25 protein-coding genes are annotated in these 25,835 nt (G+C 57.9%); 6 read left to right on the top strand and 19 right to left on the bottom strand.

Features of this window, described 5'->3' with window-relative positions; translation table 11 throughout:
* Positions 1 to 59 precede the first annotated feature (59 nt).
* The 3 genes from AKL27_RS28660 to AKL27_RS27865 all read right to left on the bottom strand — a co-directional run bounded on the left by AKL27_RS28660 (position 60) and on the right by AKL27_RS27865 (position 3,679).
* Positions 60 to 1,553 carry a methyl-accepting chemotaxis protein gene (locus tag AKL27_RS28660; protein ID WP_050464455.1) on the bottom strand — a complete coding sequence of 498 codons (1,494 nt, stop codon included), beginning with the start codon at positions 1,551 to 1,553 and terminating at the stop codon, positions 60 to 62.
* A gap of 237 nt (positions 1,554 to 1,790) precedes the next feature.
* Positions 1,791 to 3,536 (bottom strand): gamma-glutamyltransferase, encoded by a 1,746-nt coding sequence (gene ggt, locus AKL27_RS19110; RefSeq protein WP_050464456.1) that lies wholly within the window; start codon positions 3,534 to 3,536, stop codon positions 1,791 to 1,793.
* The gene (locus tag AKL27_RS27865) at positions 3,533 to 3,679 is read right to left on the bottom strand and encodes a hypothetical protein (protein WP_157057012.1); all 147 of its coding nucleotides are present in this window, start codon (positions 3,677 to 3,679) and stop codon (positions 3,533 to 3,535) included. The genes ggt and AKL27_RS27865 overlap by 4 nt, the downstream gene beginning before the upstream one ends.
* Positions 3,680 to 3,754: 75 nt before the next feature.
* Here AKL27_RS27865 and AKL27_RS19115 point away from each other — a divergent pair, with 75 nt between their 5' ends.
* Positions 3,755 to 4,111 carry a RidA family protein gene (locus tag AKL27_RS19115; RefSeq protein WP_050464457.1) on the top strand — a complete coding sequence of 119 codons (357 nt, stop codon included), beginning with the start codon at positions 3,755 to 3,757 and terminating at the stop codon, positions 4,109 to 4,111.
* Between the two features lie 36 nt (positions 4,112 to 4,147).
* Here the strand turns inward: AKL27_RS19115 and gntR are convergent, their stop codons facing one another.
* The 3 genes from gntR to arfB all read right to left on the bottom strand — a co-directional run bounded on the left by gntR (position 4,148) and on the right by arfB (position 7,795).
* Positions 4,148 to 5,194, bottom strand: coding sequence for an HTH-type transcriptional regulator GntR (gene gntR / locus AKL27_RS19120; protein ID WP_050464458.1), 1,047 nt, complete (start codon positions 5,192 to 5,194; stop codon positions 4,148 to 4,150).
* 295 nt (positions 5,195 to 5,489) lie between these two features.
* On the bottom strand, positions 5,490 to 7,163 hold the full coding sequence (locus AKL27_RS19125; RefSeq protein WP_050464459.1) for an AMP-binding protein: 1,674 nt from the start codon (positions 7,161 to 7,163) through the stop codon (positions 5,490 to 5,492).
* Between the two features lie 200 nt (positions 7,164 to 7,363).
* Positions 7,364 to 7,795 carry an alternative ribosome rescue aminoacyl-tRNA hydrolase ArfB gene (gene arfB, locus AKL27_RS19130; protein WP_050464460.1) on the bottom strand — a complete coding sequence of 144 codons (432 nt, stop codon included), beginning with the start codon at positions 7,793 to 7,795 and terminating at the stop codon, positions 7,364 to 7,366.
* Positions 7,796 to 8,274: 479 nt separating this feature from the next.
* On the opposite strand from arfB, the gene AKL27_RS19135 reads away from it, so the two are divergent.
* The 4 genes from AKL27_RS19135 (at position 8,275) to AKL27_RS19150 (ending at position 13,196) form a co-directional block, all read left to right on the top strand.
* Positions 8,275 to 9,627 (top strand): GntP family permease, encoded by a 1,353-nt coding sequence (locus tag AKL27_RS19135; RefSeq protein WP_050464461.1) that lies wholly within the window; start codon positions 8,275 to 8,277, stop codon positions 9,625 to 9,627.
* 29 nt (positions 9,628 to 9,656) lie between these two features.
* On the top strand, positions 9,657 to 11,207 hold the full coding sequence (gene gntK / locus AKL27_RS19140; protein WP_050464462.1) for a gluconokinase: 1,551 nt from the start codon (positions 9,657 to 9,659) through the stop codon (positions 11,205 to 11,207).
* An 85-nt stretch (positions 11,208 to 11,292) separates the two neighbouring features.
* Positions 11,293 to 12,078: an SDR family NAD(P)-dependent oxidoreductase gene (locus AKL27_RS19145; RefSeq protein WP_050464463.1), complete on the top strand. Its 786-nt coding sequence runs from the start codon at positions 11,293 to 11,295 to the stop codon at positions 12,076 to 12,078.
* A gap of 80 nt (positions 12,079 to 12,158) precedes the next feature.
* Positions 12,159 to 13,196 carry an L-idonate 5-dehydrogenase gene (locus AKL27_RS19150; protein ID WP_050464464.1) on the top strand — a complete coding sequence of 346 codons (1,038 nt, stop codon included), beginning with the start codon at positions 12,159 to 12,161 and terminating at the stop codon, positions 13,194 to 13,196.
* Between the two features lie 59 nt (positions 13,197 to 13,255).
* Here AKL27_RS19150 and AKL27_RS19155 read toward each other — a convergent pair whose 3' ends face one another.
* Positions 13,256 to 13,648, bottom strand: a complete 393-nt coding sequence (locus AKL27_RS19155) for a Rha family transcriptional regulator (RefSeq protein ID WP_050464465.1) — start codon at positions 13,646 to 13,648, stop codon at positions 13,256 to 13,258.
* 479 nt (positions 13,649 to 14,127) lie between these two features.
* Here AKL27_RS19155 and AKL27_RS19160 point away from each other — a divergent pair, with 479 nt between their 5' ends.
* Positions 14,128 to 14,847 carry a S24 family peptidase gene (locus tag AKL27_RS19160; RefSeq protein ID WP_050464466.1) on the top strand — a complete coding sequence of 240 codons (720 nt, stop codon included), beginning with the start codon at positions 14,128 to 14,130 and terminating at the stop codon, positions 14,845 to 14,847.
* Positions 14,848 to 14,892: 45 nt separating this feature from the next.
* On the opposite strand, the gene AKL27_RS19165 is transcribed toward AKL27_RS19160, so the two are convergent.
* The 12 genes from AKL27_RS19165 to AKL27_RS19220 all read right to left on the bottom strand — a co-directional run bounded on the left by AKL27_RS19165 (position 14,893) and on the right by AKL27_RS19220 (position 25,835).
* Complete coding sequence (locus AKL27_RS19165) at positions 14,893 to 15,411, bottom strand: hypothetical protein (protein WP_198156019.1); 519 nt, start codon at positions 15,409 to 15,411, stop codon at positions 14,893 to 14,895.
* Positions 15,411 to 16,454, bottom strand: a complete 1,044-nt coding sequence (locus tag AKL27_RS19170; RefSeq protein WP_050464467.1) for an AAA family ATPase — start codon at positions 16,452 to 16,454, stop codon at positions 15,411 to 15,413. Before AKL27_RS19170 ends, AKL27_RS19165 begins: the two co-directional genes overlap by 1 nt.
* Positions 16,455 to 16,897: 443 nt before the next feature.
* Positions 16,898 to 17,512, bottom strand: coding sequence for a riboflavin synthase (locus tag AKL27_RS19175; RefSeq protein ID WP_050464468.1), 615 nt, complete (start codon positions 17,510 to 17,512; stop codon positions 16,898 to 16,900).
* 17 nt (positions 17,513 to 17,529) lie between these two features.
* Positions 17,530 to 18,636 (bottom strand): bifunctional diaminohydroxyphosphoribosylaminopyrimidine deaminase/5-amino-6-(5-phosphoribosylamino)uracil reductase RibD, encoded by a 1,107-nt coding sequence (gene ribD, locus AKL27_RS19180; protein ID WP_050464469.1) that lies wholly within the window; start codon positions 18,634 to 18,636, stop codon positions 17,530 to 17,532.
* 97 nt (positions 18,637 to 18,733) lie between these two features.
* The gene (locus AKL27_RS19185) at positions 18,734 to 19,297 is read right to left on the bottom strand and encodes a GspH/FimT family pseudopilin (protein ID WP_050464470.1); all 564 of its coding nucleotides are present in this window, start codon (positions 19,295 to 19,297) and stop codon (positions 18,734 to 18,736) included.
* A gap of 24 nt (positions 19,298 to 19,321) precedes the next feature.
* Positions 19,322 to 19,762: a type IV pilin protein gene (locus tag AKL27_RS19190; RefSeq protein ID WP_198156020.1), complete on the bottom strand. Its 441-nt coding sequence runs from the start codon at positions 19,760 to 19,762 to the stop codon at positions 19,322 to 19,324.
* A gap of 11 nt (positions 19,763 to 19,773) precedes the next feature.
* On the bottom strand, positions 19,774 to 22,302 hold the full coding sequence (locus AKL27_RS19195; protein ID WP_083439161.1) for a pilus assembly protein: 2,529 nt from the start codon (positions 22,300 to 22,302) through the stop codon (positions 19,774 to 19,776).
* A gap of 7 nt (positions 22,303 to 22,309) precedes the next feature.
* Positions 22,310 to 22,894 carry a pilus assembly PilX family protein gene (locus AKL27_RS19200; RefSeq protein ID WP_198156021.1) on the bottom strand — a complete coding sequence of 195 codons (585 nt, stop codon included), beginning with the start codon at positions 22,892 to 22,894 and terminating at the stop codon, positions 22,310 to 22,312.
* A 5-nt stretch (positions 22,895 to 22,899) separates the two neighbouring features.
* Positions 22,900 to 23,766 carry a PilW family protein gene (locus tag AKL27_RS19205; protein ID WP_050464474.1) on the bottom strand — a complete coding sequence of 289 codons (867 nt, stop codon included), beginning with the start codon at positions 23,764 to 23,766 and terminating at the stop codon, positions 22,900 to 22,902.
* Positions 23,763 to 24,284, bottom strand: a complete 522-nt coding sequence (pilV, locus tag AKL27_RS19210) for a type IV pilus modification protein PilV (RefSeq protein WP_050464475.1) — start codon at positions 24,282 to 24,284, stop codon at positions 23,763 to 23,765. The genes AKL27_RS19205 and pilV overlap by 4 nt, the downstream gene beginning before the upstream one ends.
* Positions 24,285 to 24,476: 192 nt before the next feature.
* A complete protein-coding gene (locus AKL27_RS19215) occupies positions 24,477 to 25,124 on the bottom strand; it encodes a helix-turn-helix domain-containing protein (RefSeq protein ID WP_083439163.1) in 648 nt (215 codons plus the stop codon).
* Between the two features lie 111 nt (positions 25,125 to 25,235).
* Entirely contained in the window at positions 25,236 to 25,835 is a 600-nt protein-coding gene (locus AKL27_RS19220) for a DUF924 family protein (RefSeq protein WP_050464477.1), read from the bottom strand.

Genomic DNA, 25,835 nt, shown 5'->3' on the forward strand with positions numbered 1-25,835 from the left:
AATCCGGCATGGCGCAGCTTGAATACACTGACCGCCTGACCCAGGCTGGCAGCCTGATGTTACAAGGCTTGCGACGCCACCGATACCTGCCGCACCAGCGCCGCGTTTTGCTGCGTGGTGCCATCCATTTCGGCGATGGCGCGATTGATCTGCTCGATGCCCAGGGATTGTTCGTGGCTGGCGGTACTGATTTCACCAATGATGTCGGCTACTTTCTTGACGCTGACGACGATGCCGCTCATGGTGGTGCCGGCCTGATTCACCAGCTTGCTGCCATAGCCGACATTGTCGACCGACGTATCAATCAAGCCCTTGATTTCCCGCGCCGCATTGGCCGACCGCTGCGCCAGTGTGCGCACCTCCGACGCCACCACCGCAAAGCCGCGACCCTGCTCGCCGGCGCGCGCGGCTTCGACCGCAGCATTGAGCGCCAGGATGTTGGTCTGAAAGGCAATGCCGTCGATGACGCTGATGATGTCGACGATTTTTTTGGCCGAGGCATTGATGGCTTCCATGGTCTTGACCACTTCCGCCACCACGGTGCCGCCCTCGGCGGCAATGTCGGATGCGGAAATCGCCAGCGTGTTGACCTGTTGCGCGCTGTCGGCGTTGTGTCTGACCATCGCCGTCAATTGTTCAATCGAGGATGCCGAGTGTTGCAGCGCAATCGCCTGTTGCTCGGTGCGCGAAGACAGATCATCCATGCCATCGGCGACTTCCAGCGAGGCAGTGGTGATACTGTCGGCGCCCTGACGGACTTCATCCACGGTGCGGTGCAGGCTGGTGTTCATGTGTTGCAGCGAAGTCAGCAACTTGCCGGTTTCGTCCTGGTTGCCGCTGCGGATATCGGAGGTGAAATCACCGCGCGCCACCACCTCGGCAATTGCCACCGCATGTTGCATCGGCACCGTGATCGAGCGCGTCATCATGGCGCCGATCACGCCCACCAGCAACAAGCCGAGCACGCCGATGGCGACAATCAGATTACGCGTAAACACGTAGCTGGACTGGGTATCCTGACTCGCAGCCTGCATCAGGCCGGCTTGATAGGCCACCAGTTGCGCCAGCGAATCGCGGTAGGCAATGAAATCCGGCAGCACTTCTACGGTCAGGTATTTCTTGGCTTCATCCAGCATGGTGAGGTCAATGTATTCGAGTACCTTGTCTTGTTGCTGCATGAAGCGGGTTTGCAGGCGCAGGGTCTTTTTCAGCAAGGCCAGTCCGGCCTCGTCGACGATCATTTTTTGCAGTCTGGCATCGTTGTTCTTGATGGCCGTACGCGAACGCACGATGTTGGCCAGTTCCTTTTGCTGATCGGCGACCTCGTAGTGCAGCATCATGTTGCGGATCGCCAGTGAAATATTGTTGGCTTCGGTGTAATTGCCTTGCGCCACTTCAATCGCCGGCCAGCGTTCGGTAATGATGCGCGCGGTATCGTCGTTGAGGCGCGATAACACATTGAGTGCAATGCTGATGATGATCGCCAGAATTGCCACCACGATACAAAAAGTCATGCCGAGACGAACTGCTATTTTCAAATTGCCAAGCTTCATCTGGTTCTCCGCTCCTGATTTTGGTTTTTGGTGCCGGGCGCTGAGTTGGATTTTTATTTGTCGGCCGGAAATATGCTCGCAGATGATAATCAATGTGTGTGCGATAAACAATCTAATGGGCGATAATCGCACGTCATTTGCTGGTGTGCGTTGCAACAGTGTTTTGCCGGGCCCAATGAAAAATGCCGCCCGGTATCAGCCGGGCGGCATGCATGAAGCGAACTGCGGTGACGACAATCAGAAGCCGATCGCGCGGCCATCCGGATTGCGTGGATCGGAATAACCGTAGAAACCGTCATCCTTGATCTGAATCGTTTGCGTGCGACCCATGGACGGCTGAATGCTGACTTTCTGGCCCTTGTCCTGCAACAGCTTGATGGTGTCGGCGCTGATACCTTTTTCGATACGCAACTGATCCGGCGCCCACTGATGATGGATGCGCGGCGTGATGGTAGCTTCCGCCACATTCATGTCGTGATCGATGACGTTGAGGATGGTTTCCATGGTGGTGGTGATGATACGGCTGCCACCCGGGCTGCCGGTCACCAGGAACGGCTTGCCATCCTTGAGCACGAAGGTCGGCGACATCGAACTCAGTGGCCGTTTGTAGGCGGCGACGGCATTGGCTTCGCCACCCACCAGGCCGAACGCATTCGGCACTCCCGGCTTGACGGAGAAGTCGTCCATTTCATTGTTGAGCGTGATGCCGGTACCGGTCGCCACAATGCCGCTGCCGAAATTCAGATTCAGCGTGTAGGTGGTGGCGACAATATTGCCGGCCTTGTCGGCGACCGAGAAATGCGTGGTCTGGTCGCTTTCATACGGCTGCGGTTTGCCCGGTTTGATTTCAGTCGATGGCGTGGCGCGGTTGGGATCGATCTTCTTCGCCAGTTCATCGGCATAGCTGCGCGAGGTCAGGCCCTTGACCGGCACCTTGGTGAAATCGGGGTCACCGAGATACTCGGAGCGGTCGGCATACGCCAGTTTCATCGACTCCGCCATCAGGTGGATGGTCTGGGCACTGTCGGCGCCGTACTCCTTGAGCGGATAGCGTTCCAGAATATTCATCATCTGGATGATGTGGATACCGCCCGAACTTGGCGGCGGCATCGACATGACCTGATAGCCGCGATAATTGCCGACCACCGGTTCGCGTTCAACCACTTTGTATTTCTTGAGGTCATCACTGGTGATCAGGCCGTTGTGTTTGGCCATCTCGGCGACGATTTTTTTGGCAATGGCACCTTCATAAAAAGCCGACGCGCCTTCGCGCGAAATCAGTTTCATCGATTTCGCCAGATCCTTTTGCACCAGCTTTTCGCCAGCCTTGAGCGGACGGCCATCCTTGAAGAAAATTGCCTTGCTGGAATCCCACTGGCCCAGATGATCGCGTTCGGCCGCCAGAATCAGCGCCAGACTCGGGCTGACCGGATAGCCGTCGTTGGCCAGCTTGATTGCCGGCGCCATGACTTCCCACAACTTCATGGTGCCGTATTTGTTGAGCGCATGGGTCAGGCCGGCCACCGTGCCGGGAACGCCGACGGCGAGGTGACTGTACAGCGAACGACCGGGCACTACATTGCCCTTGTCATCCAGATACATATCGCGGCTGGCCCGGGCCGGAGCCATTTCGCGGAAGTCGAGTGCGACATTCTTGCCGGTCTTGGCATCGTGAATCATCATGAAGCCACCGCCGCCGATGTTGCCGGCATTCGGCAACACCACGGCCAGCGCGAAGCCGACGGCGACGCCGGCATCAATCGCATTGCCGCCGCGCTTGAGAATATCGACGCCGACCTTGGTGGCCAGTTCTTGCTCGGAGGCAACCATGCCGTTGGCTGACTGAATCGGGCTGACGATGTCGTAAGTGAGGTCGTACTTGATTACCGGTTGCGCTGCAGTCTGGGCCTGGGCCGGCATCCCTGTCAGCGAAGTACACAGCAACGCCAGTGCCGGCGTGCTGAAGCCATTAAGTCTCCTCATGCGTCTTCTCCTGTGGTGATTTTTTTATAACGTTTCATCATGCTTGCGCATGCGCTGATTGTAGCGCCGGGAAGCGGCTTGTCGATAGCAAATATTGGCGAATTGGCGTCGCAAAAAAATGCCATGCGCGGCTCGTCGTTCATGCCGATTTTGCATCGGCAGGCAACGCGCTCTGCGCTACACTGCCGTTTGTTTCCAACAATGCAAGGATCGTCATCATGAGTGAAATCAAACGCAGCCATATCGGACCACGCCTGTCGCAGGTAGCCGAGTATCAGGGGGTACTGTATCTGGCCGGACAAGTGGCCAGGAATGTCGACGTCGGCATCAAGGGCCAGACCGAAGAAGTGCTGGCGACCATCGACCGTTTGCTGGCCGAACAGGGCAGCGACAAGAGCCGCATTTTGCAATGCACGATTTATCTGGATGACATGGCGCTGGCGGCCGACATGAATGCGGTGTGGGATGCCTGGGTGACGCCCGGCCATGCACCGGCGCGTGCTACCGTACAAGCCAAACTGGCCACCCCGCAAAAGCTGATCGAGATCACCATCATCGCTGCTGCCGGCAAGTAAGTTTCAGTGCAACGGCAGGGCGCGATGGCATACCGTTCAGGTACTTTCGCGCACTGCCAGTTCAAAGCCGAGATCGATGCGTGCCTTGGCGATGGTCTCGCCTTTGAGTTGTTGTATCAGCAATTTTGCCGCCTGAAAGCCGATGTCGTAACGCGGCGTGACGACCGTGGTGATCGACGGCGTGGCGCAGGCGGCCCATGACAGATCGTTGAAACCGGCAATCGCCATTTGTGACGGCACCTGAATGCCGCGACGCTGACATTCAAACAAGGCGCCCAGCGCCAGATCGTCATTGCAGCAAAAAATGGCATCACAATCGGGATTCAATTCCAGAATCCGGCGCAACAATTGCGCCCCCATATCGACGGTAGTCGGAGTCGGCAGCAAGACTTCGATATCCGGGTCGAAGCCGGCTTCACTCAATCCCTTGCGAAATCCTTCGCGCCGCTTGAGCATGCGCGGGTCCATCTGCGCCGCCAGAAATCCCGGCTTGCGATAACCGCGTTCAATCAAATGCCGCGCCACCGCGTAGCCGGCCTTGAGCTGGGAAAAGCCGACGCTCATGTCTTGCTTGCTCTTGCCGAGATCGAACATGCGCACTGCCGGGATATGATCGCCGGCCGCAGCGCGCAAGATGTCGTGCTGTTCTACGCTGGACAATAAAAAGCCGTCAGGCGCATGTGCCAGATACGTCGAGATCAGTTGCGTTTCCTTGGCCTTGGCGTAACCGGTTTCGCCGATCAGGAACTGATAACCGGCTTGCGCCAGATAGTCACGGATACCGCTCAGGGTTTCGATGAAGACGGCATTGGTCAGCGATGGCACCAGCACCCCGATCACTTGCGAACGGGCCGATGCCAGCGTGCTGGCGGCCTGATTCGGGAAGTAACCGAGTTTCTTGATGGCGGCGCTGATGCGGTCGCGTGCTTGCTGTTGTACGACGGCGGGCGTTTTCAGTGCGCGCGAAACAGTCATCGGACTGACTTGCGCTTCACGGGCGACATCGACGATGGTGACGCGGCCGGTGGCGCGGCCGGCGCGCGCGGGCTTGGTGGTCGACGGGACGGATGGTTGTCGGGGCATGGCGGGTGGGGAGACTGATGTTGGCGACATCATACTCTGGTGGCGCGCATGACTGAAAGGGATTCAGCGGGGAGTGGCGGTGGTTGTTTCTGCGATGACCCAGGCGGGGCAGCTCCGCCGCCACTCAGTTCGGAACCGATCGCCAACGGGAACCCGAAGGGCCGCAGCTGTTGCGGCCGTCTTTCTTTGCTTGCTTTCTTTGACGAAGCAAAGAAAGTGAGTGGCTGCGGGCCACCCCCTGCTTGCTTCATCAAAGAGAGACGACAGAAAAAATAAAAATACACGGGCACATCCTTCAAACCTCTTCCCGAAACTCCATCGCATTCCCGATCTCGCCGGATCGCTTTTGCTCCTGCCGCCGCAATTCCACACGCCTGATCTTGCCGGAAATGGTCTTCGGCAAATCCGAAAATTCAATGATCCGCACCCGCTTGTAGGGCGCCAGTCTGGCCCGTGCAAACGCAAAGATCGATTGCGCCAGCGCATTGTCCGGCGTGAATCCCTCCCGCAAGGTGATGAACGCTTTCGGCACATACAAGCGCAAATCATCCGGGCTCGGCACGATGGCCGCTTCCAATACGGCCTCATGTTCGACCATCACGCTTTCCAGCTCAAACGGACTGATGCGGTAATCCGACGACTTGAATACATCGTCATTGCGACCGACGTAAAAATAGTAGCCGTCTGCATCACGCGATGCGGTGTCGCCGGTGTGGTAATGACCACTGCTCATGACATCGGCATTCTTTTCGGCATCGCCTTCATAACCGATCATCAGACCGACCGGACGGGTTTGCAGATCGAGTGAAATTTCACCTTCCAGTGCCGGCTGGTCATCGGGATCGAGCAAGGCCACGCGATAGCCGGGCAGGGGCCGGCCCATCGAACCGGGTTTCAGTTTCTGGCCCGGCGTGTTGCCGATCTGCGCCGTGGTTTCGGTCTGGCCGAAGCCGTCGCGGATGCGGATGCCCCAGGCCCGTTCGACTTGCTCGATCACTTCCGGATTGAGCGGTTCACCGGCGCCGACCAGTTCCCGCAGCGGCAACTTGTACTTGCTCAACTCTTCCTGAATCATCATGCGCCACACGGTCGGCGGTGCGCACAGCGACGTCACGCCGCAGCGGGCGATGACTTCCAGCGACTTGCGCGCATTGAAGCGTTCATAGTTATAAACGAACACGGCGGCGCCGGCATTCCACGGCGCGAAGAAACAACTCCAGGCATGCTTGGCCCAGCCGGGCGAGCTGATGTTCCAATGGATATCGCCCGCTTTCAAACCGATCCAGTACATGGTGGACAAGTGGCCGATGGTGTAGCTGGCGTGGCTGTGCAATACCAGCTTGGGTTTGGAGGTAGTGCCCGAGGTGAAATACAACAATAGCGGATCGGTCGCCAGCGTGCGCGCATCAGGTGAAAAACCGGTAGCGGCGAAGCTGCTTTCTTCAAACGCATGCCAGCCGGGCGTGGCGCCACCGACCGCGATGCGCGTGAAACCGTCGCCGAGCGCCGCAAATTTTTCCAGTTCAGTGGTTTGCGCCACGACGTGACGGATCGCGCCGCGTTCCATGCGGTCCAGCAAATCATCACCGGACACCAGCATCGTGGTCGGGACGATCACGGCCCCGAGCTTGATACAGGCCAGCATGATTTCCCACAACTCGACCCGGTTCGGCAACATCAGCAACAAGCGTTCGCCGCGCTTGACGCCGAGGCTGCGCAAATAATTGGCGACCTGACTTGAGCGCTGTGCCATGTCGGCAAAGGAAATCTTGCTTTCCTTGCCATTCTCATCGACCACCCACAGCGCCGGTGCCGTATTGCCCTTGGCCTGGACGTCGAAGAAATCCAGCGCCCAGTTGAATTCCGGCAAGACCGGCGCGCGATAATCGCGATAAGCGGTGTCGTAATCGTTGCGGTGCAGTTGCAAAAAATCGCGTGCGGCAATAAAGCTGCGGTACTTATCGGTCATTGCTGTCTCCGTTGCTATTTGTAGTAGGTCTTCTGTTTGGAGACAGCCTAAGCCAAAACGTTGCAGCCAGGTGTCGCCGGCCTGACATTGTGCGAGCGACAACGCGGCAAGCCGCACGGCAGCGGCTTTGCTCAAATTCGCAACGGATTTGCATGGATGCACAGCAGCTCGCATCCCCGCTTGCTGCCGCAACGCAGCAATCAGTCGGTGACTTTGGCCCGGGTCAGTTTGATCTGGCCACGGCTGGTTTTCTGTTCCAGCCGTTTCCGTTTCGCGCTGCGAGTCGGTTTGGTGGCGCGCCGGGTCGGCGGCAGGACGGTGACGGATGCCAGCATTTCATGCAAGCGCCGGATCGCTTCTTCCTTGTTCTTTTCCTGACTGCGAAACGCCTGGGCCTTGATGATGATCACGCCATCTTTGCTGATGCGCTGATCGCGCAAAGCCAGCAGGCGTTCTTTCAAATGCGCGGGCAGGGAGGAGGCTTGAATGTCGAAACGCAAATGGATCGCACTCGATACTTTGTTGACGTTTTGGCCGCCACTGCCCTGGGCGCGGATGGCGCTCAATTCTATTTCGTCGTCAGGGATGAGCGGGGTTTGGATAATACGTCCTTGGCTTGCGTGGACAGGCATTCTAGCGCCAATCGTCGGACCCGGTCGTGCGCGGGGCCTCCGCGCGTGCCGCTTGCAAGACGCGCGACCGCTGCCCGGCGTCTGGCAGCGCACTGTTGCATCGCCGCTGCGGGCACCATGCCGGCCGCCTTTGTGCGTAAAAATCCGTTGACACCAGAAATTTGGTAGCGCTATCATCGCGCCTTGTGTTAGCGCTACCATCGCATTCAACATGTCGCAACGGGTACTTGAAACGTTGGCGCATCGACGCTGGAGCCTGACCGCTGACACTGCGCAAGACAGTGGGCACGACGGGTTTGCAAGCCGGCATGGTCCGATTACCGTTCGTCTGAGGCATGAAATCCAGGTGGAATACATGTTCGGCGGCGTAATAACGTCCGCTGTATTTCCCGTGTGCAATCAAGGTTGTCATCGTGCGCCGCTGCGTATGCCCGCGGCATGAACCTGACAGCCGGCACCTCAACACCTTGGAGACATTCATGCTGGGCCTGAGTCACGAAGCAACCCTGTTGTTAAACGCAGTCATTGCCATTGTCGCGTTGATCCTGATGATCACGCGTTTCCGCATCCATCCTTTCATCGCCCTGACCATCACTTCCGGCTTGCTCGGTCTGATTTCCGGCATGCCTTTGCCGAAGATCGTCAAATCCTTCCAGGATGGCTTTGGCGGCGTGCTCGGTTTTGTCGGCATCGTCCTCGGACTGGGCACCATGCTCGGCAAGATGATGGCCGAATCCGGCGGCGCCGATCAAATCGCACAGACGCTGGTGCGCGCCTTCGGCAAGCAGCGTGTGCATTGGGCCATGATGATCGGCGCTTTTCTGGTCGGCATCCCGCTGTTCTTTGAAATCGGTTTCGTGTTGCTGATTCCGCTGGTCTTCATCGTGTCCCGCCGTTCCGGCGTACCGCTGTTCAAGATCGGCATGCCGATGCTGGCCAGCTTGTCGGTGATGCACGGTCTGGTGCCGCCGCATCCGGGGCCGTTGCTGGCGATCGGCATTTTCGGTGCCGATATCGGCAAGACAATCTTGTATGGCCTGATCGTCGGTTTGCCAACGGTCATCATTGCCGGTCCGATGTTCGGCTCTTTCATTTCAAAGTATGTTGATATCAAGCCATCGGAAGAATTGATGGCGCAACTGGCGCGCGAGCCGGAAACCAAGAACTTGCCGGGCTTCGGCATCACGCTGGTTACCGTGCTGCTGCCGGTATTCCTGATGCTGCTCAAGACCTTCGTCGATGTGGCACTGCCGGAAGGCAGCGCCATGCGCGACCTGATGGATTTCATCGGCAATCCTATCGTGGCCTTGCTGGCAGCGTTGCTGTTGTCGCTGTATACCTTTGGTACGGCGCGCGGTTTTTCCCGCCAACAGGTATTGAAATTCGTCGACCAGAGCCTGGCGCCGACGGCTGCCATCGTGCTGATCATCGGCGCCGGCGGCGGCTTCAAGCAAATGCTGGTCAATAGTGGGGTCGGTACTGCCATCGGTGAAATTGCCGTGCATGCGCAAATTTCTCCGCTGTTGCTGGCCTGGTTCGTGGCCGGCGTGATTCGTGTCGCCACCGGTTCAGCCACCGTTGCCACCATCACCGGCGCCGGTATCGTGGCGCCGCTGGTGGGCATGATTCCCGGTACCAATCGCGAATTGCTGGTGCTGGCGACCGGCGCCGGTTCGCTGATCTTGTCGCACGTCAACGACGCCGGTTTCTGGCTGGTCAAGGAATACTTCAACATGAGCGTCGGTGAAACCTTCAAAACCTGGACCGTGATGGAAACGATTATTTCAGTTGTTGCTATCATCTTCATCATGTTGCTTAATCTGGTGGTCTGACCGATCCGAACCACCGTCCGGGAGTACCAATGAAGAACAACCTCATGCTTGGCGTCGATATCGGCACCACCAGTACCAAAACCGTGGCCTTCACGCTGGATGGCCGGGTGGTGGCCCAGCATGCGGTTGAATACCCGTTGTTGTGCACTGCACCGGGCATGGCCGAGCAAGACCCGCAGCAGATTTATCAGGCGGTGCTGACATCGATTGCGCAAGCGTTGCAGGCGGTGCGGGCCAAGGGCAATCACGATGGCGTCGCGCTGGTGTCATTCAGTGCGGCCATGCACAGCGTGATCGCCATCGGCCAGGATCAGCAGCCGCTGACCAACAGCATCACCTGGGCCGATAACCGTGCCAGCGTCTGGGCCGGACGCATCAAGACCGAACACGATGGCAACGCCATCTACCGCCGCACCGGCACCCCGATCCATCCGATGTCGCCATTGTGCAAACTGATGTGGTTGCGCGAGGATCAGCCGCAATTGTTCGCGGCGACGGCGCGCTTCGCCGGCGTCAAGGAATATGTCTTTTTCCGCCTGTTCGGACAATGGCTGGTAGATTATTCGATTGCCTCTGCCACCGGTCTGTTCAACCTGCAACAACTGGCATGGGACGAGGGCGCGCTGGCGCTGACCGGCGTTGTGCCTGCGCGGCTGTCGACACCGGTACCGACCACGCATCATCTGCAAGGACTGGATGCGGCGGTCGCGGCGCAACTCGGTTTGCCGGCCGACACGCCGTTTGTGATCGGTGCCAACGACGGCGTCTTGTCGAATCTCGGCGTCAACGCCATTCATCCGGGCCAGGTCGCGGTCACCATCGGCACCTCGGGCGCGATGCGCACGGTGATCGACAAGCCGGTGACCGATGCCTCGGGCCGCACTTTCTGTTATGCGCTGACGCCTGATCATTGGGTGGTCGGCGGGCCGGTCAATAACGGCGGCAATATTTTCCGCTGGGTGCGCGATGAACTGGCGACGGCGGAAGCAGAGACTGCCCGTCAAGCCGGTATCGATCCTTACGATGCGCTAACACGCATCGCCGAACAGGTGACGCCGGGCGCCGAAGGCTTGCTGTTCCATCCGTTCATGGCCGGCGAACGGGCACCGTTGTGGAATGCCGATTTGCGTGGCTCGTTCTTCGGCCTGGCCTTGCATCATCGCAAGGAACACATGATCCGCGCCGCGCTGGAAGGCGTGATCTTCAATCTCTACAGCATCTTGCCGGCGGTCGAAGACCTGATCGGACCGACCAGACGCATGATGGCGACCGGCGGCTTTGCGCGTTCGGCCTTGTGGCGGCAAATGATGGCCGATATTTTCAATCGCGAAGTGGTGGTGCCGGAAAGCGTTGAATCATCGTGCCTGGGCGCGGCCGTACTCGGTTTGTATGCGCTGGGTCTGGTACCGTCGCTGGATGTGATTTCAGACATGGTCGGCTCCACCAACCGGCATGTGCCGATTGCCACCAATGTCGCGATCTATGAACGGTTGCGGCCGATCTTCATGGCGCTGCCGGGCAAACTGGAACAGGAATATCTGGCATTGGCGGCATTTCAGCGGGACGCGCCGACACCTTGAGTTGCACGTAGTTATTCACCGTATTCACCGTAATCTGCCGTTCGGGATGACTGAGCGGTGCAGAAGAAATCCACCAGGAGACGCAATGACAACGACATTACCATCGGGTTTGCAACAATTTTCTCTGAGCGGCAAGCTGGCGCTGATCACCGGTTCCAGCGGCGGCATCGGTCTGGCGCTGGCGCGCGGACTGGCCGCTGCCGGTGCCGCCATCGTCCTCAACGGCCGGGATGCGATCAAGCTGGCCGGCGTTGCCGCTACCCTGCGTGAAGAAGGCTATACCATCCACGAAGCCTGCTTTGACGCTACCTCATCGGCATCGGTCGATACCGCCGTGGCGCGTATCGAAAATGAAATCGGTGCGATTGATATCCTGTTCAACAATGCCGGCATTCAACGCCGCGGCCCGCTGGAAAATTTCACCGACAGCGACTGGCACGATCTGATTTCGACCAATCTGAACAGCGTGTTCTTTACCGCCCGTGCCGTGGCGCAACGCATGATTCCGCGTGGCCGCGGCAAGATCATCAATGTCTGTTCGGTGCAGAGCGAACTCGGACGTCCCAACATTGCGCCGTACACCGCGACCAAGGGCGCCGTCAAAATGTTCACCAAGGGCATGGCGATTGACTGGGGCAAATACGGTTTGCAAGTCAACGGCCTTGGCCCCGGTTATTTCAAGACCGATATGAATATGGCGCTGGTGGCCGATGAGAAATTCACCGAGTGGCTGGTGGGACGCACCCCTTCACGGCGCTGGGGCGATGTCGAAGATCTGGTCGGTGCTGCGATCTTCTTGTCCAGCGACGCCTCGCGTTTCGTCAACGGTCACATTCTGTATGTCGATGGCGGCGTGACTGCCACGCTGTGATATGCCGCTTGCCTGCATATCACTGAACTGAGCGAACCGAACGAACCGAACGAACCGAGCCGAACCCACAGGAGAAACACATGCAACAAGGAATTGTCATTCACGCGCCGCACGATTTGCGCGTTCAGGAATTGGAAACCGGCACCTTGCAGCCGCAGCAACTGAAAGTCAAAGTCAAGGCCGGCGGCATTTGCGGGTCCGATCTGCACTACTATCATCACGGCGGTTTCGGCACGGTGCGCATCAAGGAACCGATGGTGCTGGGCCACGAAGTTTCCGGCGTGATTGCCGAAGCCGGCAGCGGCATTACCGACATCGCGCCCGGTACCAGGATTTCGATCAGCCCGAGTTTGCCGTGCGGCAGTTGCAAGTACTGTCAGGAAGGCAAACAGAATCACTGTCTGGATATGCGCTTTTACGGCAGCGCCATGCGCATGCCGCACGTACAAGGCGCGTTCCGTCAGGAAATCGTGATCGAGCGTTCGCAGGCGCACGTGGTGGCCGATCATGTGAGCGATGGCGAAGCAGCGATGGCCGAGCCGTTGTCGGTGGCCTTGCACGCGGTGCGTCGCGCCGGCCCCTTGTTTGGCAAGCGGGTGCTGGTCACCGGTTGCGGTCCTATCGGTGCACTGACGGTAATCGCCGCCCGCCGTGCCGGTGCCTTGCAGATCGTGGTGACCGATGTCGCCAAAATGCCGCTGGAAAGTGCACTCAAGGTCGGCGCCGATCAGGCGATTGATGTCAGCGCCGATCCGCAGGCACTGCAGTCTTTTACCAAAGACAAGGGCAGCTTCGACGTACTGTTTGAAGTCAGCGGCAATGAACAGGCGTTGCGCGGCGCGCTCGATACCTTGCGTCCCGGTGCCGTGATCGTGCAAGTTGGTCTCGGCGGCGACATCAACTTCCCGGCCAACCTGCTGGTCGGCAAGGAACTCGAATGGCGCGGCGCCTTCCGCTTCCATGAGGAATTCGCAATCGCCGTGGAGTTGATGAACAAACGCCTGGTCGACGTCAAGCCGCTGATCTCCGCAACCTATCCGTTCGAACAATCGGTCGACGCGTTCAATATCGCCGGTGACCGTTCGAAGATGATGAAGGTGCAGCTCAGCTTCAATTGAAGGTCAGTTGAACCGGATTGGCAACAACGGGGCGGGCCGTCATGGCACCGCCCCGTTGTTCACTGGCTGTCGCGCCGGGGGGAGTTGCCACGCGGCTGCCGGTTCAGAATGGTCTGTTCAATCTGACTGAACTGCTCCACATACGTCAGCATGAACGGGCGCGTGGTCTTGCTGGCGAATGCCACGCCCAGCAGCATGAAACCTTCGAACGTCATGCGATAGGCGCGCGCTCTGGCATCGCGTTTGCCATCGCTCCTGAATGCCGGTGCGATTTGCAGGAAGTGCGGGTCATGCCAGCGCGACGGCAATTCCATCTGTACCAGATCGATACCGAGCAATATCTTGCTGTGCGGCTTGCCGAAAAAACGTGCGACCTGCTGGCTGGTGGTCACTGCCTTGCCATCGGCGATGGATACCAGACCGTCGTTGTGTTGCGAAGAACCTGAATGCATCAATACTCCCGTCATTGAAGGATGAAGCGTGAAAGACAACGCCGGCCATGACCGGACATGGGCTGCTTCGGGCATGCCATCCGGTTGCCTTGCCGGCAAAATGATTCCGGCCGCAATGTGCCGGTCCACGCACCGCGAGACTCGCAATCAATCGATATTTAAGTAGAAAAATAGCGATATTTGTCCATGTGAATAGACGATACGAAGTGTTTTGGCGGCTTGGAAGAGGGGGCGAAGTCATGTTGCAAACGACTTGCGCAATGCCTGCCATACCTGGCGATATTGCTGTAACAGTGAATTGGCCCGGTTAACACCGAATGATTGAAGCGTCGGCGCTAAAGTCAATTCCGAACAGGTAATATTTTGTTTCCTTGTGGAAACTTAAGTGTATTTATCTTCCTGTGATGAGTCTATTTTGATATTCAAATCGATTTGTTGATTCCTATACAAAAAACAAATCATTTGTTAGATTCTTGCTCATGAGCACTTTCCCGGAACGCATCCGTATCATCCTGTCCGAAATGGAAGGGCCGCAACACGGCAAGCAAAGCAGGCTGGCGCAAATCGCCGGTTGCACGCGTGGTTTGGTCAATCAATGGAAGATCGGGATTCATGAAACCATGGGCTACGCCTATGCCAAAAACATAGAGAAGGCGCTCGGTTACAGTGTGTCGTGGGTTCTCGATGGCACCGGCGCCAAGCAAACCGGCATCGGCGCCACGCGCTATTTTGTCTCGGAGGAAGCCAGCGGTGTCGGTGAGTTCACGGTCTCGGATCATGAACTGGTGCCGGTCAAGACCGGCGTGCTGAACCTGAAAGCCGGCAGCGAAAAATTCAACGTGGTGCCGATAGATAATGACGATTTGCCGTTCGTGGTACGGCGGCACTGGATCAACACGCACGGCTACGTGCTCAAGCGCCTGATTGCCATCAAGGTCAGCGACGACAGCATGGAACCGGCGTTGTACGAGGGCGATACCATCATCATCAATACCGCCGACCGGCAGTTTCTCGACGGCGTCGCATTCGCCATCAACTACGAAGGCCAGCTCAGCCTCAAGCGCATGATGCGCGACGGCGGCGAATGGTGGCTGGCGTCGGATCATCCCGATCAGCGCCGTTTTCCGCGCAAGCTTTACCGGGTCGGTGATTGCAATCCGATTGGACGGATTGTCTGCAAGCAGAGTGCGCAGATTTGATTGTCATTCTGAGCACGGTTTAATCGAGGTGGTTTGATGCAATGATCAAATAACGGTCCAATTCATTGTCGGATGTAATGAATTCTGGTCGACGACTGCAGGATGAGGATCGATTGCTTTTAGCAAGGTTCTTAGTTTGAGTATGAGATGCGCTGGTTCAATTGCTCTCGGCCGCAATTTTGAGTGTTTCGCTGGTTGCTCTAAATGACATACGATGCGTACTTTGTTCGCGTGAATTAGTTTTTTTGCGCAAGACTTTTCGTCTGGGTCGACTGCTGAACATTTGGCGCTGACAAGTCCGGCCAGAGTATCTCTGACTTTGATAGCTACTTCGTCACCTAAATCAATTGTCTTGGTTCTTGCATGCTGTCGAAAGTCTTTAATTTCGATCAGCCAAGCGGTATTCCCCTCTGCAAAGACTATGTCAACGGCTTTGCTGGAGCCACAAATTTTCTGGGCTTGATTTCTATAGTGCGACCAATCGTCATACTTGCTGGATATGCTGTCGGCAGGAAAGGTAAATGTGAGATTTCCTTCGACCAAGGTTGATTGGATAACTGACATTACGTCTCCTCTGCATCGAGGAAGCGATCTGATTGTCTTAACTCTTCGTCCAACGAAACTATGGTATGCAAATCATCAATCCGATCACCTTGTTCCAAGATAACTGCATCTGACTCGGCTACCAATGAAAAATATCTCGAATTCATTTCTTTGTAATTCTTGTTTGTCGCCAGCATCTCTAATTCTCGAAGCAGAAATAGCGAATGTGTAGCGATGAAAATCTGGATTCCTTCTGACGCCAGGCGAACGATACTTTCAGCAAGGGTCTTGATGAGTTTGGGGTTTAGGTTTGTTTCCGGTTCGTCCCAGAACAGATAGCCTTGTTCAAGTAATACTCCTGTACTTATCAAGCGGGCCAACATTGCGAGTTTCCTCATTCCTTCTGCGACGAGCGGCATTTCCATTCGTCCCTCTCCAGTTACCTGAAGATAAAACCGGCCGTTCGCCCCATCAACGACAACCCTGCCTCCCATCGCTTCTTCAAGTGGTTTGAGTAATCTGGCAACTTTGTTTGCACGAGGACCTTTGATCGAAGGAGCACCAAGCAGTGAAACGGTATCGCGCCATGTTTCCTCAAACTCGATATGATAATTGTCATATAGCGGAACAAACCATGGACATAATGTGGCCAATTCACGCGTCGGAAAATAAACTGGAGACAGAGTCAAGCATTCATTCGGCGCCTGAATTACTTCAACTTGAGATTTGGCATTGGTCGCAAAGGCAATTTTGCTGTTTTTACCATCGTCTTTCATCGTCAGCGCAATTTCGCAACGATCGCGGCCTTGTTTACGCTTTACCAAACGCCCAATAGACTCTGGACGCATTACCGCGATCAGCTTATCGGCATACGCTTTTTCGAGCGTAGATTTAGAAAAATCCTTCCCAATTTGGGCCTGTACTTTTAGCATCGAATAGATCGCTTTGAGCACATGTGATTTTCCCAAACCATTTTCTCCTACGATCACATTTATGCCGGAAGAGAACTTCCATATTGCATTTGGTACTGTTGTTAAGTTTTGAAACTGCGCCTTTTCTAACATATTGCGTCCTTATAAAGACCTTATTTTACAGTTTGCCTATGCATGAATTAGATGGGTATCAGGCGGCCTCCAACTCTGTTTTTCTATGCCAAATCATACTGGTCAGACTAATAAATAGAAAAATAGCATCATAACCGTGCAAGTATCTCATGCACCTGACACTATGCAATAGCCAGACATTACGGAGGCTATTGTTCACGTACCATTCAGGCACACAGGCTTAGGGTAAAACATCGGAGCGAACAGAGGATTTGTGTTGACCCGCACCAAGCGTCCTGCGGCCGGCAGCAACATGTTATTGCTGCCGATACGAAATTGCGCAGGTACTCGTTGGTATTAATGAAGGGGCTGCCGAAAGGACCCAATTTCAGGAAGATATGAGGAGCTACAGATGTTTCCTGTCAAGACCAGGTCTATCATTCTGGCAATGAAGGATATTGCGTTTATTTGTCGATCGACAGCATTCGTTCCACATACCGCGCAATCACATCAATCTCCAGATTGACCTTGCTGCCGGCTGCCAGATGCTTGAGCGTGGTGACCTGAATCGTGTGCGGAATCAGGTTGATCGAGAAGCTGCAGCCGCTGGCGCTGTCTTCGACGCGGTTGACGGTCAGCGAGACGCCGTTGACCACCACCGAGCCTTTGTATGCCAGGTATTTGGCCAGTGACTTCGGCGCTTCGACGATCAATTCCCATGATTCACCGACCGGTTCGAACTTGCGTACCGTGCCGAGGCCGTCGACGTGGCCGGAGACCAGATGGCCGCCGAGCCGTTCGGCCAGCGTCAGCGCCTTTTCCAGATTGACTTCGCCCTGTGCGTCGAGGCCGGCAGTGAGGCTGAGACTTTCACGCGAGACATCGACCGTAAAACCGTGGGCGGTCTTTTCGACCACGGTCATGCAGGCGCCATTGAGGGCAATCGAGTCACCCAGATTGACATCATGCAACGGCAAGCTGCCGGCATCGATGTTGAGACGGACACCGGCGTCGGGGCCAGCGCCAAGTGCTTGTACGGAAGTGATTTTGCCGACGGCGGCAACGATACCTGTAAACATGCGGATACCTGAAAAAATTAAGTGAATCGTGCAAGGATACGCAAATCTGCGCCGATTTGCTTGACCTCATGAAAACGCAATTCCAGACTGCCGGCCAGATCGTCGAGGGCGGGCAGATCGAACATGTCGCGCGCGTCGCCCAGCAGGCGCGGCGCCAGATAGAGCAGCAGCTCGTCGACACAGTGTTCGCGTAACAGCGAGGCATTGAGCTTGGAGCCGGCTTCGATATGCAATTCGTTGATTTGCCGTTTGCCGAGTTCTTGCATCACTTGCGGCAAATCGACCTTGCCATCGGCGTTGGCGGCGACGATGACTTCGGCGCCGGCCGCTTCCAGCAATGCGTGTTTCTGGCGGTCATCGCTGGCGGTGAATACCCAGGTGCCGCCGCCGCTGACCACCTTGGCTGCCGGCGACAAGGCCAGCTTGCTGTCAATCACGATGCGGCGCGGCTGGCGCGGGGTGGCAATGGCGCGCACATTGAGTTGCGGATCGTCGCCGCGTACCGTGCCGATACCGGTCAGGATGGCGCAGGCGCGGGCGCGCCAGACATGACCGTCATCGCGCGCGGCCTGGCCGGTGATCCACTGGCTCTTGCCATTGTGCAGAGCGGTCTTGCCATCCAGACTGGCGGCGCTTTTCATGCGTACCCACGGCGTGCCGCGCTGCATGCGGGTAAAGAAACCGATATTGATGGCGTGCGCCGCGTCGCGCAGCACGCCGCTGCTGACGTCGATGCCGGCGGCCTTGAGCCGTTCCAGCCCCCGACCGGCGACCAGCGGATTGGGATCGCCGATGGCCGATACCACACGGCCGACGCCGGCCCGGATCAGTGCATCGGCACACGGCGGGGTGCGGCCGAAATGGCTGCATGGTTCGAGCGTGACGTAGACGGTGGCGCCACGCACGTCATGGCCGTTGGCTTGCGCATCGTGCAGCGCTTCGATCTCGGCATGATTGCCGCCCGGCGGCTGCGTGAAGCCGGCGCCGATGACGCGCTGCTCCCTGACGATGACGCAACCCACGCGCGGATTGGGGGTAGTGGTGTACATGCCGCGTTCGGCCTGTTGCAGCGCCAATGCCATGGCTTGCTGGTCGTCGGTGATCGCTGGAAATGAAATGGACATACGGTTTCTGCTCGGTTCTCGAAATGAAGCCAACACCTGAAGCGTGTGCCGGCGTGCACCGCGACGTTATCACGGATTGCGGTGTCATGTGTCGATCTCACTTGGCTGGTCTGGCGGACCTGGTCAGGCCGGGCGGCAGGCTGCAGCCGGGATCGACGCCGGGGCGGCAACTGCGCACGCGACCGATGAGATTGACGGCGATCAGGCGTTGCTGCTCCGCTTCCTCGAATAACCAGCTGCCGGCAGTGTTGGTGCCGGTGCTTTGATACGCAATGATGGCGGCGCGCACGGTGGTGGTGATGGCGAGTGAATCCGGCAGTGAAGCATGCTCGGTGATCAATATGTCCCCGGCTTGAAAATCGCTGTCGGTATTGTTGTCATGCTTGACGAAGATGCGCCAGCCGCTGCGCCAGTCTTTGCCGTTGCGGGGCGCCAGATTGGTGCGGACGCCGCGCATGATGGCGGTAGAGCGGGTCAGATTGATGGCTTGCAGAAAGGCGGCGCTGGCGCTGTTGACGCGCTGGATCGCAAGAAACCGCTGGAAGTTGGGTACCGCCATGCCGATGAAGAGCGCGGCGATGGTCAGTACCGCCATCAGCTCCGGCAACGTGAAACCACGGGCCGGAAATGCTGGTGGCGGGATTGATCGGCAGCCAGTCATGGGAATCTCCGTTTGTGTGATCAATTAACGGCATGCCGCGGGGATGGCATCGCCACCAGTGGCGGCGGCAGTCCGGCGTCCCCGGCTGTCGAGCGTGAGGGTGCCGCAGACGGGATCGGCGAAACCGTTGGGTACCGCTTGCAGCCGGATGCATTGCTGCAGGCCGGGCGGATCGCAATCGACGCCGCTGACGTGATACGCGCTGCGGGCCGGATCGTTGCCGGAAAACCATTTGAATCCGGTTTCGTTGCTGTTGCCGGCAAACAGGCGGTAGCGGTTGTTCAGTGAGAAATGCCGCTCTTGCTGCAACATCACCTGCAATAAGGCGGCATGGCCTTCAGCGCGTTTGGCGTGCAACAGGCGGGACTGGTAGGCCGGATAGGCCAGCGCCAGCAGAAGACTGAGAACGCTGATGACGATCATCAGTTCGATCAAGGTAAAACCGCGTTGTGCTGATACGGGCATCGGGTCTGGTTTCATCGTCTGCTTTTGCCGGTGCCTGAGCCGATAGCGGCATCACGGCGCAGGTCACGCCAGGCGGGAATTTCTTTCCAGCCCCAGCTTTTTCCGGTGCGCGTGATGTTGATTTGATGGAGTATTTTTGCTGCCGGCTTACCTTTGTCGCTGGCGGCAGCCGCCAGAATGTTGACTGCGCCCGCACTGTCACCGTCACCGTCACTGCCGCTGGCATGGGCAATCGGCATTCCCAGCAATCCATGCGGATGGCGGGTTCCGGTGCTCTCGCTATTGATGCCGGTCAGTGCGTTGACGCGATAGCTGCGGCTGGTCAATGGCTGGCAGGAAGTGGCGCCGGCGGACAAGGAGTTGAATACCAACTGCTGCTGCACCACCAGCGGATCATAGATGACCCGCTCGCCGCTGTGCCCGGCATCGGGAAAGTCGATATACCAGCCCAGCCGGAGGTCATTTTCGTATGCCAGTGGTGCGCCCGTGATCATGAAGCCGTCGTCGCTGTCGGGCGTCAGCGTGCGCGCCTGCAGGTCAGCCCGGGTGCGATTGTAATCGCCGCTCAGATCGCGTACTGCATAAAATGACTGCGGTTGGAATGTCGTCGGATTCAGGTCGCTGTTGCTGACCAGCTTGCCGGTGCCGAACAGCACCAGAAAGCCACCATGCGGCGCATGCAGGACTTGTGGGCGGGTGGTGATGGCTTGCGGACGGCCGCTGCCATCTCTGCTCAGAAACAGACGAGTGGGAACGACCTCCGATAATTGCGCTGCGCTGTCGACCGTTGAAAATGTGAAGCGCCACATATTGCCGAGCAAATCGCCGGTGTAGAGAGTGTCAACGCTGCCATCCGCAGCCAGTACCAGACCCGGTGTGGCCAGCGCATTGCCATAGCCGGCCGGGGTCGTGACGGTCTTCAGTTTGAAGTAATTGACCCCCGGCGTCCAGTGCGTGACCGGCTGGTCGAGCGCCAGCAGAAACAGGATGCCGGCTCCGCTGGCGTCGTCCGGATAGACATTGCGCGGGCCGGTAGCGAGAATGGCGAAATGCCGCATGTCCGGTTTGCCGGCAGTGCCCAGATTGAATCTGGCGATCACCGGCGTACTGGTGAGGTGGCCCATGTCGGCATCGTCCCGGTTGCTGAATTCCCATAACACGCCGCGCCTGGAAAATGTGCCGGGATCGGAGATGTCGAGCGCTACCGCACCCTGCGCACCGCCGCCGAGACCGGCGACCAGCACGGTGCGCCAGGCGGTGCCGCCGGCCACCGGCACGTCTGCGGTGGTCAGCGCACCGTCGACATAGGCCCGGTGCGAATAGCGCGGTGCGGTCAGTGCCCGCAGTTTGTTGATCAGCATTTGCGGGATATAGGAAAACAGTTCGGCGCCGCTTTTGGCATCGAATGCGTGCAGCATGCCATCGTTGGCACCGACATAGATTGCCGGCGGGCGCGAGCGCAGAGCGGCTGGCAGCAATGCGGATGGCGGCCCGACATACAGGACGCTGCTGTTGACGATATCGCCGAGCAGATTGTTGCGCGGACGGAAGTTGTTGAAGCCGGATTCGCGTGCGCGTTCGCCGCGCAGATAGGCAATGCGATCGATGCTGCTGAAATCGGGATGGCCGCCAACAGGGGTGGCGGCAAACAAATTGGCTTGTGCCGGCGTCAGTGTTTGATAGAGGAACTCTGTGGTTTGCGTTGCCGGATCCGCGCCGCGTACCGCGGTGTAAATGCGGCGCTGATTGTGCGCGCTGTTGATATGGCTGGCCGCGTCCCAGTCGCTGGCCTGATTGATGCGGAGATTGCCCGCAGCATCGGTGTGCAGTTGGCTGCGGGTCAGGCTGCCGCTCCACCAACGGCTTTCGAATCCGGCCTGATACAGTGCGCCGCCGCCGCTGGCGATGCCGCGCGGCGCGATACCGTTCGGCGTCGCGGGCTGACCGGGCAACAAGGGCATGCATTCGACAAAGCTGATGGTGCGCAATCCGGTGAGGGTATACGAATAGTTGCCGGTAATGCTGAGCGCGCGTTCACCATCGAGACGAAACAGATTGAACTCGTCAATACTGCTGACCGGCAAGGCAGCGCGAAACGGCCGTTTGCGCAGCAGGATGCGGAAGCTGAGGGTAACATTCTGCTGCCCCGCAGCGGCTCGGAACCGGTGTTTGCTGTCGATTCTGGTCGTGCCCCAGTATTCGGTATCGGCATAGAGAATGCCGAATTCCATGCCTTCCAGCCGGTCATTATGCGCTCCCGGATCAGGATAGAGATAGAGGGTTTCGTCGGCGCTGCCGCCGATTTCGTTGTCGCACCGGAGATGGATTGTTTGCTCGGCAGAGGTCCAGGTGTTGAGGTAGTCGGGGGTATTGCGGGCCACTCTCAGGGCGTCGCCGATGGCATGGCGCACATTGATGGCGTTGCTGTCGCGGTCGCGGCAATTCAACGCCATGACCGCTGATGACATCAGCGATGCGGTGATCAGCATCGTCAGTATTGTGAGTCTTGGCCAGAATTGGTCGGGAATGAATGCAGGCATGACGCGCTTATTCCTTTTGCACAATTTTTTCGAGCAGAACGTGTGCCGTGGCACGCTGATTGAAACCGATTGCGGTGATGCGGTAACGCAGTGAAAGATGATCGGTGGTGGTGCCGGCAACCGGTGTCACGTTGCGCATCAGCTCAATCAGATAGCGCGGCGGCGGTGTGGCAGGGGTGCCGTTTTCTGCCGCATAATGATTGCCGGTGAAGTGGCCATAAGGTACGCCGGCCCCGGTGACCTGTGATAGATCCATGTCTTGCCATATCATCCGGCCCGGTGTTGCAAGGCATAAGCCCAGGGTTTCGCCGCCGCCGCAGCCCGGCTCAGCGGGAAAAGCCTGCATGTTTTGTGGTGTAAACAGCGACGCGCGGCGCGAACGCCGGATATCGTCTTCGGCATCCGATAAAGCGGCTTCGGCGGCCTGAAAAGCGTGTGCCCGATCTTGCGCATTGCGCAGCATTTTTTCGCCGAGCAAGATACTGTTGGCAGCACCACCGCTCAACAGCAGCAATACCGACAGCGTCAGCAATACCAGCAACAGCGCCGCGCCGTGTTGTCCGGTCGCGGCAGCGGCAGGCGGCTGTGCCATCGCATTCATGATGGCGGCTGGCGCAGCCAGACAGTAGTGTTGAATACCTTGCGGATGTAGCCGCGACTGGCGACATCCGGCTCGAACCTGACGCCGGGATCGGCAGCCTCGCGCAAGGCGCTGTAAGCCGGACCGAACAAGTGATAGACGCTGGCCGCACGGGAACCGATATGATCGATATTGCTGGTGCGTACCAGAATGGCGATGCGCACTGCGACCACTTGCCGCCATTGGGTGTCGCTCATGGCGGCAGCGTTCAGCAACTGATCGGGAACGCCGTCGCCATTGCTGTCGATGGCATACAGAAATTGCAGCACCTCGATGCCCGGCACCAGGTCAGCGACTGGCCGATATCCCGGCCGGCCATCATATTGGCAAGACAATTCCGGCTTGCCATCATTTCCGCGTGCAAGATAAAAATTGCTGATGCTTCGGGTGACGGCGTTGATGGTGCCACTGCCACAATTGCGGACGGTGCCGTCGGCGGGAGTGCCGGAGCCGATCTGCACGACCGAAATAAGGTCGCTGTGATTGACATCGGGACGGGAAGTCAGGCCGCTGCTGAAACGGACGTTGTCGTCACCTTCGATCGCTGGCCGCAACCTGGTGCCAGCCGTCAGCGGCAGGCTGCCGCCGGCGTTGGCCTGACGGATGACGCGCGCCATCAGTTCGAATGCCATCCGGCTGGCTTCTTGCATCCGTACCGATTCCTCGATGTGCTGATTGGCATGACGCGCCATCAAAAACAAGGCGCAGCAAGTGAGTGCGACGGCGCTGCCGAGCGTCATGGCCACCATCATTTCGATCAATGTCAGACCGCATTGCACGCGCTTGAGGCGTGGCGGCGGAAAGCGCGGAAACGGGCAAGTCATGTGCCTCCCGGCATCACATGCAGAACCAGTTGCGGTGGTGCAGTGGCACTGGCACCGGCGCTGCGCCAGCCGATCTTGATGGCCATGGTGCGGCTGTTGTCGCTGGCAGTGCAGTCCCATTCCCGGGTGGCTTGCGGCGTATCGTCAACGCACACGACCGCGCTTGCTTCGGGAAATGCCTGTTGCAGACGTTCCTGCCATTCGCCGATGCTGAACGCGGCAAATTCCTGCGGTGTGCAGACTGCGGTATAGCACTGTTTGGGGGCAGGCACGCTGCCGCCAGCGGCGTTGAAGGTAAACCGATAGGGATTGGGTTGACCGCTGCGCGGCGGATTGGCGCGCATGATGTCGGCCAGCTCGGTTGCCATGATGAGGGCTTCGGACTGGTAGGCGCTGTGCCGGATGCTGCGCATGCCGTGCAGTTGCAGCGTCAGCAGAGCAATGATGCCGATGGCCAGAATCACCATGGCAATCAGCACTTCGAATAGCGTAAAGCCTGAATTCTTGCTGCCGCTCACGTCGTCTCCCGTACCGGAATATGTCGGTCGGGAAATATCTTACTGTTAAAAAATTATCTTAAAAGCAAGATTAGCGAGGCGTAAGCAGGGCGACTTTGCGATTCTTAACTACTTTTTGTAATCGTTATTCTTGCTTAAATGACAATCTGATATGAGCGCAGGATAACGGGTCTGTGCATCGGCGTTCGCCGGCTATACCGGATGCTGTTCCGGATATTGCGTCACCACATAAGCGGCAGCTTCGGTATCGGCCGGATTGCGATAGGCGTGGGGCTGGTCGGCATCGAAAAAGATGGCATCGCCGGTACCGAGCAATTGTTTGTGGTCGTTGAGCTGAATTTCGAGCGTGCCGGAGGTGACTACCAGATTTTTCTGGGTGCCGGGCAGGGCGGCGCTGATCTGTTCGGTCGACAAGCCTTGCAACTTGAGTTCATGCAAGACGAAGCGACGTTCGCCGGGCGGGGTCAGGCTGCGGCTGATGAAACGGTCATTGCCGCTGACCAGACGCGGCGACTCCTGCAGCGGCAGCACCACGAATCCTTGCTGGGCAAAGTTGCGCAAAAACGCTGCTACCGATACTTGCAAGGCCGAAGCCACGCGTTGCAGTACGCGAATGGTGGGAACGCTGCGTCCCGATTCGATCTGCGCCAGCATGGCGCGGCTGACGCCGGATTTGCGCGACAGTCCGTCCAGCGACAAGTGACGCAAGGCGCGCAAGCGCGACAGATTGCCGGCCACGATATCCTCGATGTCATTGCGTGCCGGTGCCGGTACTGCATGCAAATGATGGGCAGCTGCGGGAGCAACGAGGGTGGTAACGGTAGCAGGGGTAGTAGTCATCCGGAGTCTCCAGTGCATCTTGCATCAATACCGGGATGGATTGATGCAATGCAGCTTAGCACCGGCGTTATATTGTCCAGAACGAATAAATACTCACAACCATATGCGGAATCAGAATGATGAGTGCGGTTCCAGCAAGAACTGCGCTTCTTCCGGCGTGGTCGCCCGCGCCAGAATCGCGTTGCGATGCGGGAAGCGGCCAAAGCGGGCAACGATGGCGTGATGTTGCGCGGCAAAGGTGAGATAGCCGTCGAACAGGGGCTTGTCGGCGGCCGGCGCGTCTTGTTTCAGCTTGCGGAACAATTGCAGCGAATAATCCTGGTCGTCGGCATCTTCCGCATGTTCCAGCGGCAGATAGAAAAATACCCGTTGCAGCGGCGGCAGTTGCTGATCAAAACCTTGCGCCAGACCCAGATGGCAGCATTGACGTGCCGGCTCGTCGTACGCGAATGCCTGCGGTGTGCCGCGATGAATATTGCGCGGAAACTGATCCAGCAGAATGATCAGCGCCAGCATGCCCTCGGGACTCTCGGTCCAGTCCGCCAGCCGGTTGTCGGCGGCACTGTCCGGCAAGGCCCCAAAACGGGTGCGGATCAGGGCGTCGGTGGCTTGATCCTTGCCCCACCACAGCGGCGCCTGACGCTCTGCCACGGTGCTGTTGTCAGCGGCATCGCCGAACCAGAATTGCAGAATGCTGCGGATATCTTCCAT

Source organism: Herbaspirillum autotrophicum (assembly GCF_001189915.1).
Taxonomy (GTDB): Bacteria; Pseudomonadota; Gammaproteobacteria; order Burkholderiales; family Burkholderiaceae_D; genus Herbaspirillum; species Herbaspirillum autotrophicum.